We start from the raw sequence: 11,329 nt of genomic DNA, 5'->3' as shown, positions 1-11,329 counted from the left end.
CCGTCGAACCGCGCGTCCTTCGACTGCACGGCACGCACACAATGCTCCCGGTCGAACCGCGTCACTGTCTCCATGCCTCCAGCATGACCAGGGCAGGAACAGCACGCTGGCGGAAATCCGACATGTGCGTGGGCCGTCGGCGGCCCGCCGGATCCGGCGCGGAAGGCGCCGATGACGCCCGGTCAGGCCTTCTCGTCCACCGGACGGTAGACGCTCAGCTCCCGTGCGGTCATCTCGTCGAGGACGCGCTGCCATTCAAGGGCATTCTGCTCCAGCCATTCCTGTCGCATGGACAGCTCGACGCAGTAAGCCGGCACGCTTTTGTCACACGTGCGCCGCGCCTCTTCTTTCCGTGTAGCGACTTCCTCGCGACTGAGCCCCACAGCCCGCTCCCGCACTTTCCCGCGCACCCTCTCCTCGGACTCGAACACCCTTCTCCTCCATTCAGCGGCGAGCCTCACCGGGGACCCAGGGAAACAGCGGAAAGGGCCCCTGTCTAGCGGGTTTGCGACGTCAACCGTCGAGCGGCGGAGGAAGGCCCTCCCCGGTGCGGACAGATGTGCGACTCGGCTAAGTCGTCGCGGGCCGAAGAGGCTTCACGGCGTTCCATAGCTCCGAGGACACCCAACCTGACCTGCGAGTACGTGGCCTGCTGTGTCCGCGGCGACGGGTCTGTGACACGTCAGGGTGACGGCGGAGCGGTTGTTGATGTCGAGAACCTGCCAGAGGATGACGCCTGTTCCTGCTGGACTGGTGGACACACACTCCGCATGTGAAGCCCAACTCAGGACGGAATTCATGTCCACAACAACCACCCCTTCTGTCCAATCCCCCGCACCATCAGGCCGCTCGCCCTTGATTTCCTGGCTGGCCGTCATTTCCGTGATGCTGGGGATCTTCGCCATCGTCACCACCGAAATCCTGCCGATCGGCCTGCTCACCTCGATCGGATCGAGCTTCACCATCTCGGACGGAATGGCTGGTCTCATGATGACCATGCCCGGGTTCCTGGCCGCGATTTCGGCCCCGCTGGTCACGGTGACCACGGGGCGGATCGACCGACGGGTCATGCTGGGTGTGTTCATCCTCTTGCTGGCGCTGGCCAACTTCCTGGCCGCCGCCGCACCGAACTATTGGCTGGTCCTGGTCTCCCGCGTCATGGTGGGGGTCACCATCGGCGGCTTCTGGTCCATCGGAGCCGGCCTCGCCGGGCAGCTGGTGCCCGCCAAGTCCGTGGGCCGCGCGACCTCGGTGATCTTCTCGGCGGTACCGCTCGGCTCGGTGCTCGGGGTACCGCTGGGCACGTTCATCGGTGACATCGCGGGCTGGCGGATCGCGTTCCTCGCCATGGGCGGCTTCACGCTGGCCGTCCTCGCCCTGCTGCTGGTGGTGGTCCCGCCGCTCCCCGCCGACCAGGCGACCCGCCTCGACGTCCTGGGCGGCATGCTCCGCAGCGTCAACACCCGCTTCGCCCTGGTCATGACCTTCCTCGTCGTGCTCGCCCACTTCGGCACGTACACGTACGTCACACCGTTCCTGGAGCAGGTGACCCACGTGGGTTCGGGGCTCATCACGGTCTACCTGCTCATCTACGGAGCGGCCGGCATCGCCGGGAACTTCTTCGGCGGATCCATGGTGGGGCGCTATCCGCGGGCCACCTTCGCCGCGGCCGCCGCGCTGATCGCCGCCGCGACCCTGCTCCTGCCCGTCCTCGGCACGTCGGACGCGGGAGCGGTGGCGCTGCTGATCGTGTGGGGTGCCGCCTACGGAGCCGTGCCGGTCTGCTCCCAGACCTGGTTCTCCAAGGCCGCTCCCGACTCCCCCGAGGCGTCCTCCGTCCTCTTCACCGCCTCCTTCCAGGCCACCATCTCCATCGGAGCCCTGGTCGGAGGGGCCGTCCTCGACCGCTCCTCACCCTCGACAGTCATGACGCTGGGCGGCCTGGCCGCCGTCCTGATGGTGCTCGTGGCCTGGGGCCACCGGGCAGGGAAGTACGCGTGGCCCAAGGCCTCGTAGCCGCGTCGCGCCGAGTTCGGCCGGCCTGTCCGGCATCCGCCCCACAGCGTTCAACCGCTCGCCCGGCCGTCCCGCCCCGGCGGCTCGGCGGGCGGTGCCTCCCCGTCCCTTTCTCGGACCACCTCGATGAGCCAGGTGCTCACCACCGCCTATCTAAGGAGACCGTCGCTTATGTGCGGCATTGCGGGCTGGATAGATTACGGGCGCGACCTCACCCAGGAGCGCGCCATCGTCGACGCCATGACGCAGACGATGGCGTGCCGGGGTCCTGACGCCGAAGGTGTGTGGATCGACCGGCACGCCGCCATCGGGCATCGCCGGCTCTCCGTCATCGACCTGGAGGGCGGGCGTCAGCCGATGACCGCCGAGCAGGACGGGCGTACGTTGGCGGTGCTGACCTTCAGCGGCGAGATCTACAACTACCGCGAGCTGAGGGCCGATCTGATCTCCCGCGGACACCGCTTCCGCACCGAGAGCGACACCGAGGTGGTCCTCCAGGGGTACCTGGAGTGGGGCGAGGGCGTCGTCGACAAGCTCAACGGCATGTTCGCCTTCGGCATCTGGGACGTCCGGACCCAGGAACTGCTCCTGGTACGCGACCGGATGGGCGTCAAGCCGCTGTACTACTACCCCACCGCGGACGGCGTTCTGTTCGGCTCGGAGCCCAAGGTCATCCTGGCCAACCCGGAGATCCCGCGCCGGGTGAACGCGAACGGCCTGCGCGAGCTGCTCGACATGGTGAAGACCCCCGAGCACGCCATCTTCACCGGCATGCACGAGATCCGGCCGGGACACACGGTCCGCGTCCGCCGCCAGGGGCTCGTCAAGCGCCGCTACTGGGCACTTGAGGCCAGGGAGCACACGGATTCCCTCGAGACGACCATCGAGACGGTCCGCGGCCTCCTTGAGGACACCGTCAGCCGGCAGCTCATCTCCGACGTACCGCTGTGCAGCCTGCTGTCCGGCGGGCTGGACTCCTCCGCCGTGACCGCGCTGGCGGCCAAGGCGCTGGCCGCTCAGGGAGCCGGACCGGTGCGGTCGTTCTCGGTCGACTTCGTCGGCGCCGCCGAGAACTTCGTCCCGGACCCGCTGCGGAGCACCCCGGACGCCCCGTTCGTCCGCGACCTGGCCCAGCACGTGGCGGCGGAGCACAAGGAGATCCTGCTCAACAGCGACAACCTGAGCGACCCCGACGTCCGGGCCGCGGTCCTCGCCGCCACCGACCTGCCGCCCATGTGGTACGGCGACCTGTGGCCCTCCCTGTACCTGCTCTTCAAGGCGGTACGGGAGCGGTCCACGGTGGCCCTGTCCGGTGAATCGGCCGACGAACTCTTCGGCGGATACAGCTGGTTCCACGACCCCGAGGTGCTCACGGCCGAGACGTTCCCCTGGCTGACCTCGACGCCGGGACCCTTCTACGACGGGACACCGCTGTTCGACGGGGGGCTGCTGAGCACGCTCGACATCCCCGGCTACCGGCGGTCGAGCTACGGCGACGCCATCGCCGAGGTGCCGGTCCTGGCGGGCGAGACGGGCCTGGAGAAGCGGATGCGGGAGATCAGTTACCTCAACCTGACGCGCTTCCTCAACACCCTCCTCGACCGCAAGGACCGTATGAGCATGGCGGTCGGTCTTGAGGTCCGCGTACCGTTCTGCGACCACCGGCTCGTGGAGTACGTGTTCAACGCCCCGTGGGCCATGAAGACCTTCGACGGGCGGGAGAAGAGCCTGCTGCGGGCGGCCACCCGCGACGTGCTGCCCGAGTCGATCGTGCAGCGGGTGAAGGCGCCGTACCCGAGCACGCAGGACTCCGGGTACGAGAAGAAGCTTCGCGACCGGCTCGCGGAGGTGCTCAGCGGCGGCGACGCCCCCATCCTGCCGCTCCTCGACAAGGAGCGGGTCCGCGGCCGGCTCGACGGCGGCATCAGCACCGCCAGCACCCAGATCACCCGGATCGACCTGGAGGTTCCGCTCTGGCTCAACGCCTGGCTGGAGTCCTACGGCGTCACGGTCGACCTGTAAGCGCGGATTTCCCATAGCCCTGCGGTCCGCCGGCCGACGGCCGACCGCACGGCACCCACTCTCCCGGTGGCCTCTGAATCCCCCGTCGGGGCCACCGGGTCTCCTCGCGTGAGCGAGCGACGCGGTATCCGGATCCGATCACCCGGAAGGCAGTTCACGATGGCCGCTGCGAGACCGTACCCGTCGTCCGCGCGATCGGCTCCCCCGCCGGACGACCGGCCAGGCGAAGTGGCCGAACTGGCCGCCCACCTGGGCCTTCTCATCGGCCGGTTACGGGCCCTGGATCTGAGCGGTGTGGCCCCGGCCCCCGTCTTCCGGGCCCCGGCCCCTCCCGCTCCCACCGCCCCGGGGCCCTCCGATGCAACCCTTTGAGCTCACCGTCGAGGACGCGGCGGCGGCCATCGCGGCACGCGCCCTGTCCCCCGTCGAACTCGTCGACTCCGTGCTGGGCCGGTGCGAGGCGGTCGAGCGGCGGCTCCACGCGTACGTCACCGTCGTGGCGGACCGTGCGCGGCAGGACGCGCGGCGGGCGGAGAAGGAGATCTTCGGCGGCCTCCACCGGGGGCCGCTGCACGGCATCCCGTACGGCCTCAAGGATCTGTTCGACGTCTCCGGGATCCCCACCACCGCCAGCTCCCGCGTCTGGGCGGACCGTGTGCCCGACGGGGACAGCACGGTGGCCACGCGGCTCACGGCCGCCGGTGCGATCCTGATCGGCAAGACCCACACCCACGAGTTCGCCTACGGACTGCTCACTCCGCAGACGGCCAATCCTTGGCACGCGGATGCCATCGCCGGAGGGTCGAGCGGCGGTTCGGCGGTCGCGGTGGCGGCCGGGTCGGCGCTGTTCGCGCTGGGGACCGACACCGGAGGCTCGATCCGCATCCCGGCGGCGCTCAACGGCATGGTCGGGCTGAAGCCCACGTACGGCCTGGTCTCCCGGCACGGGGTGGCGCCCCTGTCATGGTCCCTGGACCACGTCGGCCCCATCGCCAGGACCGTCCGGGACACCGCCACCGTCCTGAGCGCGCTGGCCGGACACGACCCGGCCGACCCCGCCAGCGCCGCCGCTCCGGCCCACTCGCCCGCGCCGTACCCGGCGGGGCTGCGGGGGCTGCGCGTCGGCGTGCCCGACACCTACTACTTCGACCGGGTCGATCCGCAGGTGGAGGCGGCCGTGCGGGGCACGGTCGACCTGCTGCGGGAGCTCGGTGCCGCGGTGCGGCCCGTGGAGCTGCCGCTGGTCGAGCACATGGAGGCCACCCAGTGGGGCCTGATGGCCCCCGAGGCGTCGGCGGTCCACGAGGAGGCCCTGCGCGCGACGCCCCACCTCTACGGCCCGGACATCCGGCTGCTGCTGGAGGCGGGAAGCCGGGTGTCCGCCCTGGACTATCTGCGCGCCCAGCGCACCCGGTCCCTCATCGGCGATGCCTGGCTCCGGCTCTTCGACGGCGTCGACGTGCTGATCGCCCCTACCTCCCCCATCACGGCGGCACGGCGCGGTCAGGAGACCGTGCGCTGGCCGGACGGCGTGACCGAGACGGTCACCGACGCCTACGTCAGGCTCTCCTCCCCCGCCAACATCACCGGATTCCCCGCGCTCTCCCTGCCGGTCGGCAAGGACTCCGCCGGACTCCCCATCGGGGCCCAGTTGATCGCCGCCCCGTTCTCGGAGTCCGTCCTCTTCCGGGTGGGAACAGTCATCGAAGAACAGCGCACGGACATGGGCGGACCTGCCGACGTGCCTCGGGCGGGCGTCATCCACGATTCCTCAGACTCCTGAGGCAGGACCGGAGGCTTACGCGTGAACCCTGAGTTCGTTCCGTCCCCCGAGGTACGCCCCGACGTACTTCCCGACGTACTCCCCGCGGCCTTCTATCACGAGCTGGGGGGCGGCCGATACGAGAGCACCCCGGCCACCGCGGGCCCGTGGAGCGCCAAGTCGCAGCACGCCGGGCCCCCTTCGGCCCTGGTGGGGCACGTGATGGAGCGGCACGCCCCCCGGCCGGGCCTGCGGATCGCCCGCGTGACCGTGGAGCTGCTGCGGCCGGTGCCGGTCGCGGATCTGGCGGTCGCGGTGCGCACGGTCAGATCCGGCGGCAGCGTCGAGGTGCTCGAAGGGGAGGTCACGGCGGCCGGTGAGACGGTCCTGCTGGCCCGGGCCTGGAGGCTGGTCGCCAGCCCGCGGTCCACGCCGTCGCTGGGGCCCGTCCCGCCCGCCCCCGACCTGCCCGGGCCGCAGCCGCCGCACACCATGGCGGGCGCCCATCTGGACGGCTACATCGCGGCGATGGAGTGGCGGTTCGAGAACGGCAAAGGCTTCGACTCGCTCGGTCCTGGCACCGCTTGGGCCCGCCAGCGCGTCCCTCTGGTGGCCGGCGCCCCGGACTCTCCGCTGACCAGGGCGCTCACGGTGGCCGACAGCAGCTGGGCCGTCGGCTTCGAGCTGGACCACCACACGAATCTCGTCATCAACACCGATGTGACCCTCGCCCTGCACCGCGACCCCGTCGGGGAATGGCTGTGCCTGCGCTCGCACACCGAGGCCGGCCCCGGCGGTTCGGGGCTGGCCCTCGGGCAGCTCGACGACGAACTCGGGGGCTGCGGGCGGGTGCTGCAGACCCTGCTGGTCACCGAACGGCGCGACCGGCCGTGACCGGCCGCGCCTCGGGGCCCTCGCCCCACGGCGGGGCGCGGCGCGCGCCCCGCCGAGTGCCGTCCGGGCCCGAGGGGTCAGCCGGGCCATTCGACGAGCAGGCTCCGCGGGCCGCGGAAGGAGACGTTGGCGGGGAAGTCGAAGTCCTGGTCCTCCAGCAGCCGCATGTCCGGGGCCCGCTGCGCCAGCAGATCGAGGGCGATGCGGGCCTCCATCCGCGCCAGCGGCGCCCCGATGCAGTAGTGGATGCCCTTGCCGAAGGCGAGGTGGCGACGGGCGTCGCCCCGGTGGATGTCGAAGGTCTCCGGGTCCTCGAAGTGCTTCGGGTCCCGGTTGGCCGCGCCGAGCAGGATGAGGACCTTGGCCTCGGCGGGGATCTCGACCCCGCCGACGTCCACCGCCCGGGTGGTGACGCGCCGCCAGGCGGGGATGCTGCTGTCGTAGCGCAGCAGTTCTTCGACCGCCTTGGAGATGAGTCCGCGGTCGGAGCAGATCGCGGCCCACTGCTCGGGGTTGGCCAGCAGCTGGCGGATCGCGTTGCCGGTGAAGCTGGTCGTGGTCTCATGGCCGGCGAAGCTGAGCCCGTAGGCGACGTTGGTGATGTCCTCGAGCGACAGGGCGTCCGGGTTCTCCTCGCGGATCCGGATCAGGTCGCTGGTGAAGTCGTCCACCGGACGCGCGGCCCGCTCGGCCACGAAGTTCTCGCAGTACTCCCAGTAGTGCGTCATGTTCGTGGCGATCTCGCGCTGTTCGTCGCCGCTCGGACGGCCCCAGCTGAACGCGATGCGGTTGCCGCACCAGCTCTTCAGCATGTCCATGTCCTCGTCCGGGAATCCGATGAACGTGAAGATCATGTACGCGGGCAGCGGATAGGTCAGCGCGCTCACCAGGTCCACCTGTCCGGGCTTGATGGCGTCCACGAGTTCCGTGGCCTTGGCCCAGACTTTCGGCTCCAGCGCGGAGATCCGCCGCGGTGAGAAGCCTGTCATGTTGTGCTTTCGAATGCGGGTGTGCCGCGGCGGGTCACAGTCCGACATCACCGGATAGGCGCGGAACCCTTTCTTCAAAATGTCCTGCGCCTCCTCCGACATGGGAAAGACCGGCTTCTGTCCGACCGCCGCGGAAAAGGTTCCCGGGTCCTTGAGAACGGCCTCGATGTCGTCGTACCGGGTTATCACCCACATGTCGATGGCCGCCGCGTAGAACGCCGGAGCCTCCTCTCTCACCGCGGTATGGATCGGATACGGGTCGGCTATGTATTCGTCGCCAAGCGGGTCGAAACCGTGATGCACCGGGCATCCCGCAGTCGCATCCATCGGCGTCATTGCACAACCTCCTCGACTTGGTTCTACAAGTCTCCGCCATGACCGTCGAATTGAAAACGGAAGAATCATGAAGCGTGTTATGGGATTCCCTAATGACTGAGCGGATAAGTCTGCGCCGGCTGCACGCCTTCGTGGCCTGCGCCGAGGCCGGAACCATGACGGGAGCGGCGCGGCGGCTTTTCGTGTCGCAGGGAGCGGTGTCGGTCGCGATCGCCCAGCTGGAACGCCAGATCGGTGTGCAGCTGCTCCTTCGCTCCAAGGCGAAGGGACTCACGCTCACCGACGCCGGTCGCCGCCTGCTGCCGGACGCCCGGGCCCTGCTGGCCCGTGCCGACGAACTGCAGGCGGGGATGCGGGACTTGGGCCACGCTCCGTCGGGCCGTCTGGTGATCGGCTGCTTCACCACCATCGCCCCGTTCCTGCTGCCCCGGGTCCTGGAGGAGTTCCAGGCGACTCATCCCCGGGTGACCCTGGACTTCGTGGAGGGCTCCCTCACCGATCTGCAGCAGCGCCTGCTGGAGGGGGAGTGCGAGGTGGCCGTTCTCTACGGCGTCGACATACAGGCCGGGATCGACTACGACACGCTCTACCCGACCGAGCCGTACGTCCTGCTGCCGGCCGCTCATCCGCTGGCGGAGAAAGGAGAGATCCGGCTGGCCGACCTCGCCGATCACGACATGATCGCGCTCGATGTCCCGCCCAGCCTGCGCTACTTCAATGAGGTGCTGAGTTCCGCCGGGGTCTCCCCCCGCATCCGGCACCGTACGGAGAGCTTCGAAATGGTGCGGAGCCTCGTCGCCCGGGGTGTCGGCTACTCGCTGCTCATCCAGCGCCCCAGCGCGGACGTCAGCTACGAGGGGCGTGGCCTGGTGATCCGCCGGATCCAGGACGAGGTACGACCGCTGGATGTCGTGCTGGCCCGCCCGGCGGGGGTCCGGCTGACGGGCCGGGCCGCCGCCTTCACCGCGTTCTGCCACGCCTCGGCGACGCGCCGGTAGCGAAGTGCCGGTAGCGAAGTGCCGGTAGCGAAGTGCCGGACCGCGGCGGCCGCGGTCCGGCGGGACATGCGTACTCCCCCGCTCCGGGTGCGGGGCGGGGGAGTACGGGTGCGACGGGCGCGTTCCCTACGGCGTCAGGCGTACAAAACGCGCGGACGCCTCGTCGAGCGCGGCCACGAGACGGCGCACGAGGGACTCCGGGACGTCGCTGTCGACGGACATGGCCGCCATCGCCCTGCCGTCGGACCGGGCGACCGCCATATCGGCGATGTTGACGCCGGCGGCACCGAGGATCTGTCCCGCCTTGCCGATGGCGCCGGGTTCATCGGTGTACCGGAGGAAGAGCATGCGGCCCGTCAGGCCCAGATCGATCTCGTGCTCCCCGACCTCGACGAGCTTGTGGGTGAGCTTTTGGCCGGACAGCGCACCGGCGACGGCCAGGGGCGTGCCATCGGGCAGCACGCCGCGGATCGCGAGGGCGCTGCAGTGGGCGGGGCTCTCGGAGCTGGTCGCGAAGCGCACGAAGACACCGGTCTCGCGCGCGAGCTCCGACGCGTTCACCAGCGAGAGCGGCATGGGGGTGAGCCGGGCGAGGACCCCTTTGAGCGCACCGGCCCTCAGGACCGTCACATCATGGCGGGTCACCTCGCCGCGGACCTCGACCTCCAGTTGCGTGACCGTCCGGCGTCCCGCCAGCTCCGTGAAGAGGCGGCCGAGGTCGTCGGCGAGCGCCAGGTAGGGGTGTACCTCGTCCGCGACGGGGCCGCCCGGGGCGTTCACCGCGTCGGGCACCAGCTCCCCCTCGAGGACCCGGCGCACCGCGTGGGCCACGGCCGTCCCGGCTCTCTCCTGCGCCTCGTGGGTCGAGGCGCCGAGGTGCGGGGTGACCACCACGTTGGGCAGCGCGAACAGCGGGGAGGCGGTGCACGGCTCCACCGCGAACACGTCCAGCCCGGCTCCGGCGACGCGTCCGTCCTTCAGCGCCGCGGCGAGCGCGTCCTCGTCCACGATGCCGCCACGCGACGCGTTGACGATCCGCACGGAACTCTTGACGAGGGCCAGCTCGCGCTCGCCGACGAAGCCGGTCGTCTCCGGTGTCCTGGGCAGGTGCACGGTGATGAAGTCGGCCTGCTCAAGCAGTTCGTCGAGCGGGACGAGACGGGCGCCCGCGCGCAGGGACCGCTCCTTCGTGGCGTAGGGGTCGTGGGCGAGGATCCGCATGCCGAACGCGGACATCCGCCGCGCCACCAGGGTGCCGATGCGGCCGAGCCCGATGATGCCCAGCGTTTTGTCCGCCAGTTCGACACCGGTGTACGTGCGGCGGTCCCACGCGCCGCTCTTGAGCGAGAAGTCGGCCTGCGGGATGGTGCGGGCGGTGGACAGCAGCAGTCCGCAGGCGAGTTCGGCGGCGCTGACCACGTTGGCCTGGGGGGCGTTGACGACCAGGACGCCGGCCTTGGTGGCCGCCGGGACCTCGATGTTGTCCAGGCCGACGCCGGCCCGTGCCACGACCCGGAGTCGGCGCGCGGCGTCGATCACCTGGGCGTCCACCCGGGTGGCGCTGCGCACCAGCAGGGCGTCCGCGTCGGCGACGGCCGCCAGCAGCGCGGCCCGGTCGGTCCCGTCGCAGTGCCGGACGTCGAAGTCCGGGCCGAGCGCGGTGATCGTGGCGGGCGAGAGTTCTTCGGCTATGAGGACTGAGGGCTTGGCCATGGTGAGAACTCGATCCGTGAGGGGCGCGCGGGGCGCAAGGGTCGAAGGGGGCCGCGGCAGCGGCACCGGCGGCGATCGGCTCAAGTGGTGGACGGCGTGGGAACGGCGTCCACCACCGCGTGGTCCGCGGCGAGCGGGGCATGACCGCGCGCACCGCCGGGAAGGCCCAGGCCGTCGAAGACCTCACGGTCCGCCGTGCGGAAGGCGCTGAGGTCCTCCGGCAGATCGTCCTCGTAGAAGACCGCCTCGACGGGGCAGACCGGCTCGCACGCTCCGCAGTCCACGCACTCGTCCGGCTGGATGTACAGCTTGCGCGGCCCCTCGTAGATGCAGTCGACCGGGCACTCCTCCAGACATGCCTTGTCCTTGATGTCCACGCAGGGTTGAGCGATGACGTATGCCATGGGTGTCTCCGGTGTCAGCGTTTCGTCGGGGGTCAGCCGACGACGGTCCAGGTGTCGTTGCCCGCGAGCAGTGCGCCCAGGTCGCCCTTGCCCTTCTGCTCGATCGCGGTGTCGAGTTGTTCGGTCATCTGCTCGTCGTAGACGGGGCGTTCGACGGAGCGGAAGACGCCGATGGGGGTGTGGTGGAGGGTGTCG

10 protein-coding genes and 1 pseudogene are annotated in these 11,329 nt (G+C 70.2%); 5 read left to right on the top strand and 6 right to left on the bottom strand.

Annotated features, from left to right (window positions below):
• Nucleotides 1-182: 182 nt before the first annotated feature.
• Complete coding sequence (locus tag ACLF5H_RS30275) at nucleotides 183-431, bottom strand: hypothetical protein (protein ID WP_421679189.1); 249 nt, start codon at nucleotides 429-431, stop codon at nucleotides 183-185.
• Between the two features lie 165 nt (nucleotides 432-596).
• Nucleotides 597-998, bottom strand: coding sequence for a hypothetical protein (locus ACLF5H_RS30270; protein ID WP_421679190.1), 402 nt, complete (start codon nucleotides 996-998; stop codon nucleotides 597-599).
• Between ACLF5H_RS30270 and ACLF5H_RS30265 the strand changes: the two genes are divergently transcribed.
• The 4 genes from ACLF5H_RS30265 (at nucleotide 886) to ACLF5H_RS30250 (ending at nucleotide 6,694) form a co-directional block, all read left to right on the top strand.
• Entirely contained in the window at nucleotides 886-2,016 is a 1,131-nt protein-coding gene (locus ACLF5H_RS30265) for an MFS transporter (protein ID WP_421679188.1), read from the top strand. The two genes, ACLF5H_RS30270 and ACLF5H_RS30265, sit on opposite strands and share 113 nt — an antisense overlap.
• 171 nt (nucleotides 2,017-2,187) lie before the next feature.
• A complete protein-coding gene (gene asnB, locus ACLF5H_RS30260; protein ID WP_421679187.1) occupies nucleotides 2,188-4,038 on the top strand; it encodes an asparagine synthase (glutamine-hydrolyzing) in 1,851 nt (616 codons plus the stop codon).
• 358 nt (nucleotides 4,039-4,396) lie between these two features.
• Nucleotides 4,397-5,821 (top strand): amidase, encoded by a 1,425-nt coding sequence (locus ACLF5H_RS30255; RefSeq protein ID WP_421679186.1) that lies wholly within the window; start codon nucleotides 4,397-4,399, stop codon nucleotides 5,819-5,821.
• Between the two features lie 21 nt (nucleotides 5,822-5,842).
• Nucleotides 5,843-6,694, top strand: a complete 852-nt coding sequence (locus ACLF5H_RS30250; protein WP_421679185.1) for a thioesterase family protein — start codon at nucleotides 5,843-5,845, stop codon at nucleotides 6,692-6,694.
• A 77-nt stretch (nucleotides 6,695-6,771) separates the two neighbouring features.
• On the opposite strand, the gene ACLF5H_RS30245 is transcribed toward ACLF5H_RS30250, so the two are convergent.
• Complete coding sequence (locus ACLF5H_RS30245; protein WP_421679184.1) at nucleotides 6,772-7,683, bottom strand: cytochrome P450; 912 nt, start codon at nucleotides 7,681-7,683, stop codon at nucleotides 6,772-6,774.
• Between the two features lie 428 nt (nucleotides 7,684-8,111).
• On the opposite strand from ACLF5H_RS30245, the gene ACLF5H_RS30240 reads away from it, so the two are divergent.
• Nucleotides 8,112-9,017 carry a LysR family transcriptional regulator gene (locus ACLF5H_RS30240; protein WP_421679183.1) on the top strand — a complete coding sequence of 302 codons (906 nt, stop codon included), beginning with the start codon at nucleotides 8,112-8,114 and terminating at the stop codon, nucleotides 9,015-9,017.
• Nucleotides 9,018-9,143: 126 nt separating this feature from the next.
• Here the strand turns inward: ACLF5H_RS30240 and serA are convergent, their stop codons facing one another.
• The 3 genes and pseudogenes from serA to ACLF5H_RS30225 all read right to left on the bottom strand — a co-directional run.
• Complete coding sequence (gene serA / locus ACLF5H_RS30235; RefSeq protein WP_421679182.1) at nucleotides 9,144-10,730, bottom strand: phosphoglycerate dehydrogenase; 1,587 nt, start codon at nucleotides 10,728-10,730, stop codon at nucleotides 9,144-9,146.
• An 80-nt stretch (nucleotides 10,731-10,810) separates the two neighbouring features.
• Entirely contained in the window at nucleotides 10,811-11,134 is a 324-nt protein-coding gene (fdxA, locus tag ACLF5H_RS30230) for a ferredoxin (RefSeq protein ID WP_421679181.1), read from the bottom strand.
• 32 nt (nucleotides 11,135-11,166) lie between these two features.
• Nucleotides 11,167-11,329 (bottom strand): annotated as a pseudogene (locus ACLF5H_RS30225) (2-oxoacid:ferredoxin oxidoreductase subunit beta); the annotation flags it as partial.

Source organism: Streptomyces sp. LaBMicrA B280 (genome assembly GCF_049222185.1).
Taxonomy (GTDB): domain Bacteria; phylum Actinomycetota; class Actinomycetes; order Streptomycetales; family Streptomycetaceae; genus Streptomyces; species Streptomyces murinus.
This window is presented reverse-complemented; position numbering and strand designations above follow the sequence as displayed.

Excerpts from the sequence above, each read along its gene's own strand:
- ACLF5H_RS30265 (WP_421679188.1), top strand. The coding sequence starts at position 886 with ATGCTGGGGATCTTCGCCATCGTCACCACCGAAATCCTGCCGATCGGC.
- ACLF5H_RS30270 (WP_421679190.1), bottom strand. The coding sequence starts at position 998 with ATGGTCATCATGAGACCAGCCATTCCGTCCGAGATGGTGAAGCTCGAT.
- asnB (WP_421679187.1), top strand. The coding sequence starts at position 2,188 with ATGTGCGGCATTGCGGGCTGGATAGATTACGGGCGCGACCTCACCCAG.
- ACLF5H_RS30255 (WP_421679186.1), top strand. The coding sequence starts at position 4,397 with ATGCAACCCTTTGAGCTCACCGTCGAGGACGCGGCGGCGGCCATCGCG.
- ACLF5H_RS30245 (WP_421679184.1), bottom strand. The coding sequence starts at position 7,683 with ATGACAGGCTTCTCACCGCGGCGGATCTCCGCGCTGGAGCCGAAAGTC.
- ACLF5H_RS30240 (WP_421679183.1), top strand. The coding sequence starts at position 8,112 with ATGACTGAGCGGATAAGTCTGCGCCGGCTGCACGCCTTCGTGGCCTGC.
- serA (WP_421679182.1), bottom strand. The coding sequence starts at position 10,730 with ATGGCCAAGCCCTCAGTCCTCATAGCCGAAGAACTCTCGCCCGCCACG.
- fdxA (WP_421679181.1), bottom strand. The coding sequence starts at position 11,134 with ATGGCATACGTCATCGCTCAACCCTGCGTGGACATCAAGGACAAGGCA.